At 44.9% G+C, this 16157-nt stretch carries 16 protein-coding genes; 6 read left to right on the top strand and 10 right to left on the bottom strand.

What is annotated here, in order from left to right; translation table 11 throughout:
• Window positions 1-5: 5 nt before the first annotated feature.
• The 4 genes from NST47_RS07795 to ylbJ all read right to left on the bottom strand — a co-directional run bounded on the left by NST47_RS07795 (window position 6) and on the right by ylbJ (window position 5644).
• The gene (locus NST47_RS07795) at window positions 6-821 is read right to left on the bottom strand and encodes an NAD kinase (protein ID WP_076235605.1); all 816 of its coding nucleotides are present in this window, start codon (window positions 819-821) and stop codon (window positions 6-8) included.
• A 132-nt stretch (window positions 822-953) separates the two neighbouring features.
• On the bottom strand, window positions 954-1631 hold the full coding sequence (locus NST47_RS07800) for a PilZ domain-containing protein (RefSeq protein WP_341154623.1): 678 nt from the start codon (window positions 1629-1631) through the stop codon (window positions 954-956).
• A 169-nt stretch (window positions 1632-1800) separates the two neighbouring features.
• A complete protein-coding gene (gene glgP / locus NST47_RS07805; RefSeq protein ID WP_341154624.1) occupies window positions 1801-4356 on the bottom strand; it encodes an alpha-glucan family phosphorylase in 2556 nt (851 codons plus the stop codon).
• Window positions 4357-4393: 37 nt separating this feature from the next.
• Complete coding sequence (gene ylbJ / locus NST47_RS07810) at window positions 4394-5644, bottom strand: sporulation integral membrane protein YlbJ (RefSeq protein WP_341154625.1); 1251 nt, start codon at window positions 5642-5644, stop codon at window positions 4394-4396.
• 384 nt (window positions 5645-6028) lie between these two features.
• Here ylbJ and NST47_RS07815 point away from each other — a divergent pair, with 384 nt between their 5' ends.
• Both NST47_RS07815 and NST47_RS07820 read left to right on the top strand, forming a co-directional pair.
• A complete protein-coding gene (locus tag NST47_RS07815) occupies window positions 6029-6427 on the top strand; it encodes a globin domain-containing protein (RefSeq protein ID WP_341154626.1) in 399 nt (132 codons plus the stop codon).
• 14 nt (window positions 6428-6441) lie between these two features.
• Window positions 6442-7140 carry a DUF2225 domain-containing protein gene (locus NST47_RS07820; RefSeq protein WP_341154627.1) on the top strand — a complete coding sequence of 233 codons (699 nt, stop codon included), beginning with the start codon at window positions 6442-6444 and terminating at the stop codon, window positions 7138-7140.
• Between the two features lie 73 nt (window positions 7141-7213).
• Here NST47_RS07820 and NST47_RS07825 read toward each other — a convergent pair whose 3' ends face one another.
• The 3 genes from NST47_RS07825 to NST47_RS07835 are packed head-to-tail and all read right to left on the bottom strand — an operon-like array spanning window position 7214 to window position 8787.
• Complete coding sequence (locus NST47_RS07825; protein ID WP_341154628.1) at window positions 7214-8311, bottom strand: GGDEF domain-containing protein; 1098 nt, start codon at window positions 8309-8311, stop codon at window positions 7214-7216.
• Between the two features lie 48 nt (window positions 8312-8359).
• Complete coding sequence (locus NST47_RS07830; RefSeq protein ID WP_076235552.1) at window positions 8360-8599, bottom strand: hypothetical protein; 240 nt, start codon at window positions 8597-8599, stop codon at window positions 8360-8362.
• Window positions 8596-8787 carry a YycC family protein gene (locus NST47_RS07835; protein WP_341154629.1) on the bottom strand — a complete coding sequence of 64 codons (192 nt, stop codon included), beginning with the start codon at window positions 8785-8787 and terminating at the stop codon, window positions 8596-8598. Before NST47_RS07835 ends, NST47_RS07830 begins: the two co-directional genes overlap by 4 nt.
• A 156-nt stretch (window positions 8788-8943) precedes the next feature.
• Here NST47_RS07835 and NST47_RS07840 point away from each other — a divergent pair, with 156 nt between their 5' ends.
• Window positions 8944-10734 carry a M3 family oligoendopeptidase gene (locus NST47_RS07840; RefSeq protein ID WP_341154630.1) on the top strand — a complete coding sequence of 597 codons (1791 nt, stop codon included), beginning with the start codon at window positions 8944-8946 and terminating at the stop codon, window positions 10732-10734.
• A 171-nt stretch (window positions 10735-10905) separates the two neighbouring features.
• Here NST47_RS07840 and NST47_RS07845 read toward each other — a convergent pair whose 3' ends face one another.
• Window positions 10906-12165 carry a methyl-accepting chemotaxis protein gene (locus tag NST47_RS07845; RefSeq protein WP_341154631.1) on the bottom strand — a complete coding sequence of 420 codons (1260 nt, stop codon included), beginning with the start codon at window positions 12163-12165 and terminating at the stop codon, window positions 10906-10908.
• Between the two features lie 214 nt (window positions 12166-12379).
• On the opposite strand from NST47_RS07845, the gene NST47_RS07850 reads away from it, so the two are divergent.
• Window positions 12380-12769 (top strand): VOC family protein, encoded by a 390-nt coding sequence (locus NST47_RS07850; protein WP_341154632.1) that lies wholly within the window; start codon window positions 12380-12382, stop codon window positions 12767-12769.
• 172 nt (window positions 12770-12941) lie between these two features.
• Window positions 12942-13325: an O-methyltransferase gene (locus NST47_RS07855; protein ID WP_341154633.1), complete on the top strand. Its 384-nt coding sequence runs from the start codon at window positions 12942-12944 to the stop codon at window positions 13323-13325.
• A 216-nt stretch (window positions 13326-13541) separates the two neighbouring features.
• On the opposite strand, the gene NST47_RS07860 is transcribed toward NST47_RS07855, so the two are convergent.
• Entirely contained in the window at window positions 13542-13727 is a 186-nt protein-coding gene (locus tag NST47_RS07860; RefSeq protein ID WP_341154634.1) for a hypothetical protein, read from the bottom strand.
• A 659-nt stretch (window positions 13728-14386) separates the two neighbouring features.
• Here NST47_RS07860 and NST47_RS07865 point away from each other — a divergent pair.
• The gene (locus tag NST47_RS07865) at window positions 14387-15142 is read left to right on the top strand and encodes a hypothetical protein (RefSeq protein WP_341154635.1); all 756 of its coding nucleotides are present in this window, start codon (window positions 14387-14389) and stop codon (window positions 15140-15142) included.
• A gap of 109 nt (window positions 15143-15251) precedes the next feature.
• Here NST47_RS07865 and NST47_RS07870 read toward each other — a convergent pair whose 3' ends face one another.
• Window positions 15252-15644 carry a hypothetical protein gene (locus tag NST47_RS07870; protein ID WP_341154636.1) on the bottom strand — a complete coding sequence of 131 codons (393 nt, stop codon included), beginning with the start codon at window positions 15642-15644 and terminating at the stop codon, window positions 15252-15254.
• Window positions 15645-16157: the final 513 nt, after the last annotated feature.

A 16157-nucleotide genomic window follows, 5' to 3' on the forward strand; every position in this document is an offset into this window, starting at 1 on the left:
CCAGTTTATTGAACCGATTCGTAGCCAATGAACGCTTCACGGACACGACTCCAAAAGGGGAACGGACGAAAACGCGCGAACTTGACCTTTTTGCCTGCCGCTACCATGCTTCTGATCGATAAAATATCATTGCGCTGGGTATACACATGATCGAGTGAAAGCAGTATATTTTGGCTCGCCCGAGGGTAAATATCGCAGTGATGATGCTTCGGCAAAATAATGGCAGACCCCAGAGTACGATACACACGGTTGTTGATCGACGCGATCTCGGCAATCTGAATAGCATCCAGAGAAGGGTGGACAATGGCACCGCCCAAGCTTTTATTATACGCCGTGCTGCCTGCTGGGGTCGAAATACAGATACCGTCTCCACGGAAGGTTTCCAATGGTTCGTCATTGATATGCAGCTGAGCGGTCAGCGTAGCGTCAATGCCCTTCAACGTGAATTCATTCAGTGCCAGCTGGGTTTCGATTCCAAGAGGAGTCGTAATCTGAATTTCTACCAACGGATATTTGACGATACGAAGATCGTTTTGCTCCGCACTTTCGCCAATCAGCTCGGCTAATAATTCTACCTCGTCCGGCTTCCAATCGGCAAAAAAACCAAGCCTGCCCGTATGAATACCTACAAATGCCGTCGTTTCCAATTGATCCTTATATTGATGAAAAGCGTGGAGAAGAGTACCGTCGCCTCCAATAGAGAGCACCAGATCAGGATTTTCCTCTTCATGAACAAGGTCGTATTTCTCGACCAATTGATGGAACGTCTGCATGAGGCGGAACGATATATCATCACCGCGATGTATAACATTATATTTCAAATCATTTCCTCCTAAGGGCTTTCCGAATGGAAAGCCGACTTCGTAAGCATATCCTAAGGGCTTTCCGAATGGAAAGCCAACATCGTAAGCATTTCCTGCATATTCTATGGGCTTGTCATAAGGACAGGCCTTTTACAGCTGGGGTCGTGAGCAATATTCATTAATGAGCTGTGCTGTGGCCTCAGGGATATCGCGGAATTCAACAGCAAACCGATAGGAGTCATGGGCATAATTGGATACTCTGATGATTTCACCTTGCAGTACATAGGCATGTGGATCATCAGGCAGTGTAAAGCTAAGCTCAAGAAATAAAGGATAAAATATTCGCGTATTGGTTACAAAAGAAAGTCCGCCTGCAGAGATATCGTGAATAAATCCGAAAAAGGCTTCACCTTGGTACGAAGCGGCTTTGCGTACTCCAATCACTCTACAGGTCAGGGGGGTACGGGTATCAAGCTGAATCCGGTTAGCTCTGCGATTTTGAAAGGTACGGAATTCATGAGGTGCGGATAAGGTCAGTGAGCATACAGCCTGACTTACGGATTGTTGGAGCAGTTCCACAAAAGCATAATACAAAATACCTCGTTCACGGAACGAGATTTCGATAAAACCAATATCCTGCAGCTGTTCTAGCGGGTTCCAGGTATGGAACTCTATAGTGGCGACCATCTGTTCAGCATTGACTTGTTGCAAAGTGAAATTGTCCTCATAGCAGAAGGGCAGACCTTCCTTGGTCTTACCTACGATAATAAGGCTTATGCTCATCTTGGGGACAACAATTTCCAGCGCTAAAGCTTGATCCCAATTCATTCAATCACCATTAATCAGTTATTTGTGAAAACGTTAATTCCATCATAATCAATATTGGCGGATAACACAATGGCGGCAAGCGATGAAAGTACAAACGCCCCTCAGGTCAGCAGGTTAATGCCAATTGAAGGGCGAAGCGGGTGAAGATGAAGCTATTGTGTCAGGCTAATTAAGTTGTTGTGACCAATGGCAGTTCAAAGGAGCTGACAAAGCTTGGGCTGATCGGCCTGATTCGTATGGTGTAGTGGGTCAGATGCTGCAGATGGGAAGCAATGACAGCCTTAAACTGGACAACACGGTTATCGAGCTCCCGACTCGGCTCCATCTGAATCACAACGGGATACCAATCCTCGCCGCGCTGCTCATAGTACACAATTTCAACGACCGTATCCTTATACCAAATGGGTCCGAAAGAGAGGGTTGCCGTTACTTCCTTCAATCCCTGTGTCTTGTCATTGGAGGCTTTGGCAGCGAATTCGGCAGATTGTCCATTGACATCATCACGAATTTCAATAAACCGAACATGGTGCCAATTGGAAATGATAAACCTTTTATAATCCGCGACCTTGGTGACCAGATCGTAGTCATTGTCCAAAAATTGCAGTGTTCTTTTGAGAGAGGGCATATAAGCCTTGTTGGTATAGTCCATCACCATGCGGTCTGTATTGTATACAGGTGCAAGGGATTGAATGGACTGCTTCATCCGGTCTACCCACTTGGTCGGCAGCTTGCCTTCATTGTAATAGAGAGGAACAATTTCCTGCTCAAGCTGACGATAGATGGATTCGGTGTTCTCAAGCTCCTGGGTATGCCAATCTGCTTCATTATTACCTTCGATGCTCCAGCCATTGGTACCGTTATAGCCTTCTTCCCACCAGCCATCCAATATACTGAAGTTGATGACCCCATTCATGGCTGCTTTCTGACCGCTGGTGCCGCTTGCTTCGTAAGGACGGCGCGGATTGTTGAGCCAAACATCCACACCTTGAACCAGGTGACGGGCCATATTCATATCGTAATTTTCAAGCAAAATAATTTTGCCGCGAAAACGATTCATTTGGGATACACGATAAATGTCGCGAATCATGTCCTGGCCAGGCTGATCAGCAGGGTGGGCTTTACCTGCAAACAGAAATTGCACCGGACGTTCGGGATCATTGACCAGCCTGTCCAAACGATCCAAATCGCTAAATATAAGATTGGCCCGCTTGTACGTGGCAAACCGGCGTGCGAAGCCGATAGTTAGCGCTCGTGCGGATAGATAGCTATGTACACCTTCAATGATCTCGGCAGGTTGGCCGTTTCTAGTAAACTGTTCACGGAGATTGCTGCGGGCAAACCGGATCATACGCTCCTTGAGCACCACATGAGTTTCCCACAAGGACTCGGCAGGGATTAGCTCTAAGGACTTCCAGAGGTTGCCGCTTGTTTGATCCTCCAGCCATCTTCCAGGCAGAAACCGGCTGTACAGCTCCTTCAGCTCCGGTGCAAGCCAGGTCGGCATGTGGACACCATTGGTAATATGATGGATCGGTACCTCCTGAACGCCAATGTTGTTGTGAAACGAACGGAACATATCCCGTGACACTTCACCGTGCAGCTTACTGACACCATTGCGCAATGCGGCTGTGTTGAGAGCCAGGTGTGTCATGTTGAACAGCTGCTTGGCTTCGTCCATGCCGAGCTGCAGGAATTCATGCCTGTGATCATTCCAGCGATTCAACAAGCTGCTGCAATAATATTCAACCATACTTTGGGTGAACGCATCGTGGCCAGCCGGAACAGGTGTATGCGTTGTAAAAATAGAGCTGGAGCGAATCACCTCCAGGGCAATATGGAAGGGGATGCCATTATCGAGCTGCTCGCGGATTCTTTCAAAAGCCTGAAAGGCTGCGTGGCCCTCATTAATATGATAAACCGCTGTTGGCAGCTCAAGTGCCCGCAGTGCCTTAACGCCGCCCATTCCAAGCAGCAGCTCCTGCGCAATGCGAATATCCTGGTCGCCGCCATACAGCTGAGCCGTTAATTCACGATCCCAGGGGCTGTTGCCTTCCACATCAGAATCGAGTAGATATACGGAATTGCGTCCAATCCGGACCTGCCAGATTCGAAGATGGACCGTACGGTCAGCAATGGAAACGGTGATAAGGAGCTGTTCACCATTGTTATTGGAGACGGGAAGGATGGGCAGATGGTTAAAATCATAGACGATCTGTTCAGCCTGCTGCTGGCCATCCTGATTGATTTTTTGCAAAAAGTAACCGCGTTTATATAGAAGTCCAATACCGACTAATGGAATACCCAGATCACTTGACGATTTGCAATGGTCACCAGCCAAGATGCCAAGACCACCGGAGTAAATTTGCAACGATTCGTGAAAACCGAACTCGGCGGAAAAGTAAGCGATACGGTGTTGAAGATGCTCGGGGTAGCTTTTTTGAAACCAGGTGGTTTCACTAAGATAGGTATCAAACTGCTCACATACACGCTCATATTGCTCCAGAAAAGGACGATCCTTGCTTAAAGTGTTCCAAACCTCGGAATCGGTTTCCAGCAGCAGGCGTACGGGATTATGCAGAGTCTGTTCCCATCGCTTGGGATCAATAAGGGAAAATAGGGCCTTGGCCGCATCGTTCCAGCTAAACCACAAATTATAAGCAAGCTCGCTTAAACGCTCGATTTCCAGCGGCAACCCGATAGTAGAATAAGGATTCTTGGTATTCATCGTTTAGCCTACCTTCCCGAAATTTTAATTTTATTGGTCATTTTAACCACTTCATACATTGTTTAACCGCAAGATGCAAAGCATAAAACATGAGCAGGCCCAAAAGCACACCTATACACGCTGCTGCTATCCATGTTAGCACAGAACTGGGCTTGGTTGGTAATGCTGCGGTCGATAAACTCATCACAGGCAGTGAGAGGGCCGTGGCTCCACGGTACGACTGCATGGGCTCCCATAACAGAATTACAGCAGTGGCAGCCAATAGCCCATGTATAAGCCTTGCCATAACGAATGGAAAGTAGCGCAGATTCGTGTGATGTAGAATCGAGATGATTTGTGCATGCACAGATAATCCAGCCCATGACAGGATAAATGCGGCGATAGCTGCTTTGTGCATCAGACTGATCGATGCGGGCGCACTGCCTGCGGCCTTGGCTCCAAGTGTGACCTCGAATAATCCTCCAGCTACCGCTTCGGAAAGCGCAGTTGGCACACCAAATAATTGAAGCACGGCATTAATCCCCTTATATACAATCGGCATCACCTGTATGGAGGTCATAATTTCTATGACAACAGCAAAAAACACTACGAGACCGCCAATTACCATCACCAACTGCAGAGAGGATTGAACAGCCTGCCTCAGCATTTCGCCAAGACTCCTTCCATCAAGCAATCTCGCCCGATGCATCGCTTTAAAGGCGCGGGTTAAGAGGCGAGACGATGTATGGCCGGCAGTTTGAGGTGCTGGCTCTGTTACCTTCTTGGAAGCTGAACCTCCGTGAAACCTCATCATCAAGCCAACGAGGATAGCAGTACCGTAATGAGCGGCAGCCAAAATAACGGCAAGGCTCACATCATGGAAAAATCCGACCGAAACGGCTCCGATCAGGAAGATGGGATCAGAGCTGGTTGTGAATGCCACAAGCCGTTCCCCCTCTTCACGGTTAACCAACCGTTGTTCCCATAGCTGTGAGGTGAGCTTGGCAGCGACCGGATAACCGGCGGCGAAGCCCATAGCCATCACAAAACCGCCTGTCCCAGGAATGCGAAACACGGGACGCATGACCGGGTCCAGCAGCATCCCAAAAAAATGGACGATGCCCAGGCCCAGCATCATTTCGGAAACGACAAGAAAAGGAAATAATGCTGGAAACAAAATATCCCACCATATCGATAAACCTTTCAGAGAGGCGTGAAGAGCTTGTGCTGGAAAGAAGAGCATGGAGATCAATAAGCCAACTGCCATTAAGCCAATCCCGTAAGTGACCGCGAAATTGTTAACCTTCATTTAATAACCCTCCCGCTTATGAGGCTGCATCTCTTATCCATATGTAGCCCAATAGGTAGACATGCCTGCAATATGGGGACAAACTATCATAAAAAAATTACAATAGTCAGCTAAATTGCTGAATTTTCAAAAAAAATATGGTACAATTGTACTACTATGAGATTGGGAGCTGATTCTCATGATGAGCATTATCGCTGGAATTCTCGTATGTGCGTTTACTTTTGTAATCAAGGAAACCTTAATGGCTTCCAACGAAGAGGATTTGGAAAGCTAGCCTACTTATGCAGCGGTTCCTTCTCAGGTAACGGATGCTAATTGCCTGGGCATTAGCATCTTTTTTTGTTTGTATACTTAATGAAGCCAAATAGATAGGTGAGAAGCGCTATGACTGAACAACAGGATTCACAACCATCCATGACACCATATCAAGCCATCGGGGGAGAGGCGGCCATTCGCCGTCTTGTGGAAGCCTTTTATCCGTTGGTACAGGCTAATCCTTTAATTGGGCCTTTATTTCCTGCCCATATTGAACCGGTTATGGAAAAACAGATTTTGTTTTTGACACAATTTTTCGGGGGGCCGCCGCTGTATTCGGATCAATACGGTCATCCAATGATGCGTGCCCGGCACCTGCCTTTTGAAATCACGCCGCAGCGGGCTGAGGCTTGGCTTGGCTGTATGAAGCAGGCGATGGAACAAACGGGAATAAACCCGGAGTTACAGAAATTTATGCTGGAGAGGCTGAACGGGCCTGCCCACCATTTTATTAATACGAACGCATAAAAGGAAGTGTGTTTATGGTTGAACCTTTATTTCAGGTCAAGGCGGATTGTGCTTATTGTGAGAACTCCTTCCAAACATCAAGAGTAAGGCCGAGCTTTAAAAAAGCGACCAAAACGGATACTGATTTTTGTATTCATTATAAGGACACGAATCCCGACTATTACGTTGTCAGAGTTTGTCCGTTTTGCGGTTACGCCAGTACAGAGAATTCGATCACCAAGTTTACTGCCGAGCAGCGTCAGGCTGTGGAGGAGCGGATTGTCCATAATTGGACTTACAAGGACTATGGCATGGAGCGCAGCTGGGAGGATGCCATGTATACGTACAAGCTGGCCTTGGTATGCGCGCAGCTGCGTAATGAAAAGGGACGAGTGATTGCAGGCTTGCTCCATCACATTGCCTGGCTGTACCGTTATAAAAACGATGAACAGCAGGAGAAACGTTTTTTGCAATTCGCGCTGGATGCCTACACGAGTGTACTGGAGACGGAAACTGGCGAGTTGAATAATGCCCGGCTTATGTATTTGATTGGAGAATTAAATCGTAGAATGAAGCATTATGGTGAAGCTGTCAAATGGTTTGGCAGAGTTATCAACGATAAACGGATTAATGATGCAGGGATGATCCGGGCATCGCGTGAGCAGTGGGCTGTTACAAGAGAGGACATGCTGGCTGATAAGGTCGAGCTTGCCGAGCTTGGAAGTGTGGATTAATCGTAACCGCTGTAAACTATAATTTTATTAAAAAACGCTTTGTGCACAGAGGTCTATTATGGAAACCCTGGCACTAAGCGTTTTTTGTTGTGATGGCCATGATCGAGGGATGCAATGTAAATCGGTTTTTGCCGCCATGCTTGGAAGCATACAGTGCTTCATCGGCTTCCGAAATAATTCGCAGCAGATCTGCCTGCAGATTGAAGGAGACTGAAATCCCGATGGAAATCGTAACGCCTGTTCCTTCCTGACTGTGGGATCGATGTGAAGAGACAGCATGACACAGCTTATGGGCATAAGCGGACAACTGAACGTTATCAGTGATATGGCTTAAGACAATAAACTCCTCACCCCCATAACGGGCGGCGTAGTCATGCTCATGAATAATGGAGCTTAATAGCTGTCCAACCTCGCACAACAGGAGATCGCCCTGTAAATGCCCGTATGTATCATTAAAACGCTTGAAATTATCAATATCGATCATCATGATGGAAAGCGGTCGACGTCTGGTTGTATTTTGAGCGATATTCATAAAGCTGCGCAGATTGGGGAGTCCTGTCAGTCTATCCTGATTGGCTTGAATCTCCAATCGGTGCTGATGCACCCAAGTCCGATTATCATCGTTGTACATAGCGATCAACACAATAATCACGAGTGCGAACAGCAGAAGCGGCAGCAGCTGACTGAAATAATCAGCGATATGGGTATTCGAATACAGGTAGCCGCCAAACAGAAACCGGGTCAGACCGAGAATTCCGCAAATCTTGAGACCGTCCATAAAAGGAATTTCAGCATAAGCGGAAGCGCTCTCTTTTTTGTGAAACCATGAACTCACAAGAGCTGGAGCCAACAATTCCTGCAGGATTCGAAGAAAGCTGCTTTCTTCGAAAGGTTCACTCATGAGCAGGTAAATAGCTGGTGGCAGGGTAGAAAGCAAAGCGATCATCCAACCAAAGCGAAGACCTGCCATAATAATCGGGATACAATACAGAATAGCCGCAAAAGGATCGCCAAAATGGGGTTGAAGCATAATAATAATGCAGGCCAACCCCGTCAACAATGGAGCGCTCCACAGCTCATAGCGCTCCATAAATAAACGATGCTTTAATTTTAAAGCGGCGTAGCTTAAAGCAATCAGTACGCAAGCATCGGTAAAGGCGATAGGGTTCATGCTTATTTACACTCCTGAACAGAGCCGGCAATCGCTTTGAGGGGCTTGTCAGCGTTGATTTCTTAAAGGTTGGTTAGCAAGTAAATAGTCACGATCGGCTCCTACAATCATGAGCTTGTTCAGGCAGCAGGGGAGCACCAGAAGTTTTTTGACGCCGCTGATAAGTTCGGGAAGGTCTTTTCTTTTGAATGGCAGTAATACATTGGATTTACCACAAAGCGGGCAGTCCTGAAAGTATACATCCTGCTGGATCAACTCATAAGGCCAAGTATTGAGAAAAGGAATCATGAATGAGGTTCCTGCTTCTTGCTGTCTGCTGCTTCCGAATCAGATGCTGGTTCTGGTATTTGCTTGGCAAGCTCGGCCATCTTTTGCAATAAAATATGCTGCGGCATATGCATCAGGTGCTCCAACGGGATATTTAACTGTTTGGCAAGCTTTTGCGCCGTTTCGGCAGAGATCTGTAAAGGTTTCATGCTGCGGTCAACTCCTGTCAATAGATCTATAGTCATCATTTAAACATAACCTACGCAACAATTCAACCAAAATCTGGGATGAACTATTTTGGCTGTGACGATAAATATGGTTTAATAGTAATGATACTTTATTTTAAGGAAAGGTGCGATGCTCATATGTTGAAACCGTTACAGCAAACATGGGATTTGGAAACATTTTTCAGTGGAGGCAGCAGTTCAACGGCTTTCTTGGCTTTCTTGGAGGGAATGCGTACCGAGATTACCCAATTAGAGGCTCAGCTGGATGGATTAAAGTCCTTACCAACACCTGTGGATACAACAGCATTGCTGCCGATTCTGGACCTTCTGCAATCCATTGCAAAGAAATTGCGGGAGTCCGACTCATTTGTAGCCTGCCTTGCTGCCGAGAATCAGGCGGATAAGGCTGCTATCGGTTTGGCTGATCGTGTGAAAACATCGTACGCGACCTATGCGTCTGTCATGACACGATTCGATCAGTATTTGGCAGAGATCAGCGAAGCGGATTGGGAAAGGCTGCTGTCGAGTCCAGAGCTTAAGGAAATCGCCTATCCGTTGACAGAACGCCGTGCACTTGCAGCAGAGAAGCTGCCACCTGAGCAGGAAGCACTGATCAATGATCTGGCTATTGACGGCTATCATGGCTGGGGCGAAGCCTATAACACAACGGTAAGCAAATTTCGCATCAAGTTCGAAGAAAACGGGGAAGTGCTGGAGCTGTCTGCCGGTCAGGCGGCGAATAAAATGCATCATCCCGATCGTACCGTACGTCAGCAGTTATTTGGTCTCTGGGAGAAGCAATGGGGTGAGCATGCCGACTATTGCGCCGATGCCCTGAATCATTTGGCCGGATTCCGTTTGAAGCTGTATGAGCGCCGCGGCTGGGAAGGAATACATAAAGAACCTCTGTCCATCAACCGGATGTCCAAGGAGACACTGGATGCGATGTGGGGTGTGATTGACAAGAGCAAGGATGTGTTTGTCGAATATTTACAGCGCAAGGCGAAGCTGCTTGGAGTAGAACGACTGAGCTGGTACGATGTAGAGGCTCCTGTCGGTCAAGGCAGCAAGCATTTCACTTATGACGAAGGTGCGCAGCTGATCGTTGATCAATTTCGACGCTTTAGTCCAAAGCTGGCTGACTTCTCGGCCCAGGCCTTTGACAAGGGATGGATCGAAGCTGAGGATCGGCCGGGCAAAAGACCGGGTGGTTTCTGCACCTCCTTCCCGATCGCCGAGCAAACGCGGATTTTCATGACGTATGCGGGCACAGCCTCGAATGTATCCACTCTGGCACATGAGCTGGGTCATGGTTATCATCAGCATGTGATGAATGATTTGCCGGCGCTGGCGCAGGATTATGCGATGAATGTGGCGGAAACGGCTTCAACGTTTGCGGAGCTAATTGTATCTGATGCAGCTATGAAAAGCGCGGTTAACGCTGAAGAGCGTCTAACTCTGCTGGAGGACAAAATTCAACGCTCGGTAGCCTTTTATATGAATATTCATGCGCGTTTTTTATTTGAAACGAAGTTTTATGAGGAACGCAGCAAAGGCTTGGTCAGCGTTGAGCGGCTTAATGAGCTAATGGTGGAAGCGCAAAAGCAAGGCTACAAGGATTCACTCGCGGAATATCACCCGCATTTTTGGGCATCCAAGCTGCATTTTTATATTACAGAGGTGCCGTTTTATAACTTCCCATATACCTTCGGATATATGTTTAGTGCTGGCATCTATGCGGAAGCGGTTCGTCAAGGGGCTGCCTTTGAGGATAAATATGTGGCATTGCTGCGTGATACCGGGAGAATGACCGTGGAGGAGCTTGCGGAGAAGCACCTTGGCGTCGATCTGCGACAAGCAGATTTTTGGCAAAATGCAATGGATTTATCTGTTCAGGATGTGCGCGAATTTCTGAAGCTGACGGAATAGACGATAAAAAAGCCGGGGTGTCTGCACTACATTGTGCGTCACTCCGGCATTTATTGGAACGATCCATAGGCTAATTGCAAGTCAAGCCTGTAACGGCTTAACCTTCTTGGTATGGAGGTCACGGACAGTGGATATATATGTAGAGGATTAAATGAGCAACAATCAGGCAGGTTACAGCTTGAACAACTGCATCGTTTGCTGTAATTTAGATACCAGCTTGGTCATTTGCTCCGACTTGTCTACGATCTCTTGAACAGCAACAATTTGCTCGTTCATCGAGGCCGATACTTCCTCCGTTCCGGCAGCGGATTGCTGGGTAATGGCGGAGATGCTCTCCATTGTGCCGGATATGCGTTGTGCGCTGTCCAGCATCATCTGGCTGTCATCTGCAAAGGTGGCAATTTGCTCGGAAATAAAGGTGACACTGCTGACGATGTCGGCAAATATTTTCTCGGTTTCTGTGATCAGTTGAGTTTGTTTGTTAACAATTTCCTCATTTTGTGCAATGTGCGTGAGTGCTTGGTGGATGCCGCCCTCGATCGATTTGACGAGATGGAATACTTCTTTGGTGGACGTAGTAGACTCTTCGGCGAGCTTACGAACCTCCTGCGCAACGACAGCAAATCCTTTGCCATGCTCACCCGCACGAGCTGCTTCGATGGATGCATTCAAGGACAACAGGTTGGTTTGCTCGGCAATTTCGGAAATTGTCCGTGTAATCTGGGAAATTCCATTAGCTTGTTCAGCCAGCTGGTCGATCGTTCTTGACACATTCGCGGTAGCTTCGACGTTGCGTTTCATGCCTGCGCTTTGCGTTTCAACGGCCTGCAGACCATTTTGGACCAAGGCTAACATATGCCCGGATCTTGAATTCATTTCGTGGGTGGAAGCGGTAAAGGTAGTTACCTTATTTTCAATTTCTTTGGTGGACACGGAAATATCAGATATTTCTTCGGATATTTGGTTGGCACCGGAAGCCAGTTCATTGGAAGAAACAGCAACCTGCTCAAGGATATTTTTCAAGTTTTCATTTTTGAAAAAAATATCTCGACTGGAATCGAATACATGCTTCGACATACTACCGGTATCCTGTAAAATTTCGCGAAGTCGTTCCATCATTTTATTAAAAGCAGTTCCAAGCTCACCGAGCGCATCATCGGACTGCACTTCTACCTTTTGGGAGAAATCGCCTTTGGAGATGCTGAGTGCGACGCGCGAGATGTTGTTAATCGGTTCTGTAAGCGTTCTCTCAAACCAGTTGATAAAAGGAAAGCTTAGCCCGATCATGACAACTAAGAAGATAACTCCCAGAATCAAGCTTTTTTGTGATTCCAAGCTAATGATCAGAAGTCCAATGGAGTAAACAGCCACCAACAGGTAGCAGCCGAACTGAAGTTTCTTTTTAAACGATAAGCCCTGTAACCAATTCATTAGCATATCTCCTTCAGATGTTAATATCTTACTTACGAGCAAATTATATCATCCAAAAGTAACAGGGTCTATACTTCAAATCAATTCCAGCGTAAAAAACAGAGATAACTGTCGAAAATAGTTCTTTTGTCGTATTTGATGGTTGCCAAATTGTGATAATAATCGATATAGTAGCGTAAAGCAAGTACATGCTAAGTCAAAGGGAGACGATGAAATGATTACCTATGAAGGAATACATCATGTTAGCCTTGTTATCCGTGATTTGAAGCGCTCCAAAACTTTTTATACAGAGGTTCTCGGACTGAAGGAGCTGGAACGGCCGCCGTTTGATTTTGAGGGTGCATGGTTTGCGGTTGCAGAAGGCGGGCAGCAGCTGCATCTGATTGTACATGAAGGACAAACGCTGCGGGATGGGAAAATAGACTCAAGAGATGGGCATTTGGCCTTGCGTGTCAGCAGCTATGAGGGCACAAGAAAATGGCTGGAGGAGAAGGGGATTCCCTGTGATGCTCGCCCTCATGCCAAAGCAGGGTTCCCGCAGATCTATATTTTGGACCCGGATTGCAATATTATCGAGCTGAATGCCGATGTTTATGATGGGTAAGGGGAAATTGACAAGGTTTCCCCAAGGGGATAATTGTCGTTTTTTGTTGCATGCTGACGACATATGGGTAATAAATATATAAATGTAAAATATTGTTGATTAATTCGGGAATCCTTCATATAATAGGACTGCAGCACCACGCTGACAACACCGATTAGGTAGGAGGATGTTAATGATTTTAGAAAATGTGACTTTGGCAAGGCAGATTGATATCGTGTTTCGGGAAATTAAGGAGGAGCTGGCTCTCCTCACTTCAGGAACGGTCTTTGTCCAAATTCGCAATAATGTAATTGGGAAATTTGGAGTTAGGGCGTTCCCTTTAGAGAGCAAGGGGAACCAAATGCAGAAGATGGAGCTGGGATTGTCGGAGGAGGAGCTTCAAACATTCCGGCACACCGCAATGGAATCGTTAAAGCTCAAACGCTGGACGCACGGTGAAATCTCGTTCGAATTTGCCATGCGCCAGAACAAGCTGTGCACGAGTGTCACGTTTGAGTCTAATTACAACATGTCCAGCCTGATGGAAGAACTGAACCCCAACAAGAAAAAGGATTAAGCAAGCTATTTAGACAGACGGTTTGGCCACGATTTCGTATATATCATACAGCACTTTATTAATTTATTATTCGTATTCCTTATTCGGGCTTTCATCGAAATCGTTGAACCGCTGACAGCTGCTGTTGGTGGTTTTTTTTTTGAAACCCTCTTTCCTTAGATTGAGGGGGGTTCCTTTGCATAGGGCATGAATCAATCGCTTGGAAAAGAACTTCACTTATCTGAAAAAACTACTAATAATCCCTATTGACCATAAAATCAGCGGTCCAATAATTATAAACCCAATTATTACTGCCATAAATTTAAGAGGCGTTGATATTCCCCTTCGCTCGCTAATCGCATCTAATTTCTGATTTATTTTCTTAAGTTCAACAAGTATTTCCCTGTTCAATTCTTCCGACATCGTATTTAAGTCCCCCTTTTAATGCTTTAAGATCATATTACCATAATACTCGAATATCGTTCCGCTGAAAGATAATAACTTTTCGAATTAATTCTATTTCCAGTAATTCAATAACTGCTTATCGACTCTATGCTCAATCGCCAGGCTGTAGTATTCAAGTTAATCCTTGTTATTTACTTTTCAGTATTGAAATCAACCTCCTTACAGCGAAGGCTCCTATCCCTTCACCTAAAAGAATTATGCAAATATCAACTTATATTTACAATATATGGTTTTATATGTTTGGGCATCTAATGGAATATCTTGTAATCTACTATTTGTCTTATATATATTGATTTAGAAAATAATGGAAATACTTGTTTGAGAAAGTATTTATCTGGTTTTATATTGACGATTACAATTTTTTTAGTGATTCCTGTTTCCTCAGTACTATTACATTTGGGGTACATGGATAACTACAAGTGGTACTTATGAAGGTAGAGTAAACTCAAATTCTACTCGTGGAGATAAGGGAGCTAAAATGAAGTTTGATTTCACAGGAACGAAATTAAATATTCGGACTTGGTTATTAGAAGGTAACAGTTACAATTTAAAAGTTGACAATATAGATAAAGGCGAAATCAAAGGGGACGGTACTGGTAAATATGGAGTTACTTATATTGACCAATCAATGTCTGAAGGGAGACACAGCGTTGAACTCACCCCTACTAGCAGCTACCTGTACGTCGACACCATATAACATCAAACGCTCCACAACGGCCAGTGGTCCTTACTCAACAGTGGAAAGCAATGTATATGGTTCACCTTATACCGATACGACTGTTACAAATGGCACAACTTACTATTACGTTGTCACTGCCTTAAATACAAGCGGAGAAAGTGTCATCTCCAACGAAGCATCAGCCACTCCTATGGGATCAAAAAGAGTCATTCTTACAACAAACATGACTAATGGTGATACTTTTGAATACAACCTCAGCCAAACGGAGTTAACCACGTTCCTTGCTTGGTTTGACGCCAAAGCAGCAGGTACAGGACCGGCCAAGTATACATTCGTTAACCAGCACCTAAAAGGTTCCTTCTTAACTCGTAAAAATAGCTTGATTTTCGATAAAATCTTAAAATTCAATTACGATGAGTATAGTGTTAATGGCAGCGGAACACTTACTGAAATAGCAGAGGTGACTGCTGGAACTACTTTGAGTATTACCTTAACAGACGGCAAGGTAGAGGAGTTTATCCTGTCTGTAGCAGATCACGATGCTTTCGTTTCTTGGCATGATGCAAGATCCGCTGGTACGGGTCCAGCACGTTACACATTTGAGAATCCGTTGAAAAAGGGGCCTTTCTTAGCCCGGCATGAAGTCGTGATTTTTGATAAGATTTCTTCGTATGATTCAGAGGATTTTAACTAATGTTTTAATTACAAGTGAAAAGCCCTCATCCTTCGGGATAGAGGGCTTTTTGCATTGATAATTATCTATAATAATAAAGTCCAAAAATGCTGGCGCGTATCTAATTTTATTAACAGTTATTGTTCATATTTATTGAATCTTCTGTATAAGAAAGGGCACTAACTAATTTACTCGCTGCCTCATAGGCTAAATTAAATGAATCAGTAACTTCTTTTTCTTCTTTGTTTGCTTCCTCCACTGCTTTAGAAGCTTTTAAAATAGCAGATACAGCCTTAAGGGCAGCTTCCTTACTTTCGAGCATAATTTTAGGTAAAAGCGTTGAATCCGTACAAGATGCTAAAATTTCAATAATCAAAGCGGCTGTTTCCGTTGCAGCTGTTGCCTCAAATTGATATTTAACAGCCCTTTGTCTGAGTTCATAAGCCTTAGTGTTAGTTATATTAGATTTCTCTCTTGCAACTTTCATTAACAAAGCAAGTTCATTTAATTCTGACGGACTCATCTACAGCTAACCTCCACTCTAAGATGTAAAATAATATATAGATTTATAACTATTAATTTACAGGAACTAAATTTGAAATTTAAATAACAATAGTTCATACGCGGTTTATATTCAATAGTTTCGGGTAAAGAATAATCATACAAACTAATCGTTTAATTATGGAAATTACATAGATTGTGACATGTTATAGAAAGGATGGATGGACAAATGTCTTTTGAAGTGGTTTTTAAGCGCAAGGAGGAAATGATCCTAACTCTTCATAATTTGGTTAATAGGACTTCTGCTATGGATGCGATAAAGACACATCGAAATATGAGGCTATCGTATGATTCTGCCGATTTATTTGAGATCCTTGGTAGATTGCGTTATCTTATAAAAAGAGAAAAATTCCATAATTGATATGTATAGTTTAGCCCTCATCCTTCGGGACGGGGGCTTTTTCATAAATATACGTTCTATTAATTATGTGTTCTTGTCTTGAGCACCTATTGTTTTCTTATGTTTAAGATAACG

Origin of the sequence: Paenibacillus sp. FSL H8-0034 (genome assembly GCF_038000305.1) — a bacterium.
GTDB lineage: Bacteria > Bacillota > Bacilli > Paenibacillales > NBRC-103111 > Paenibacillus_S.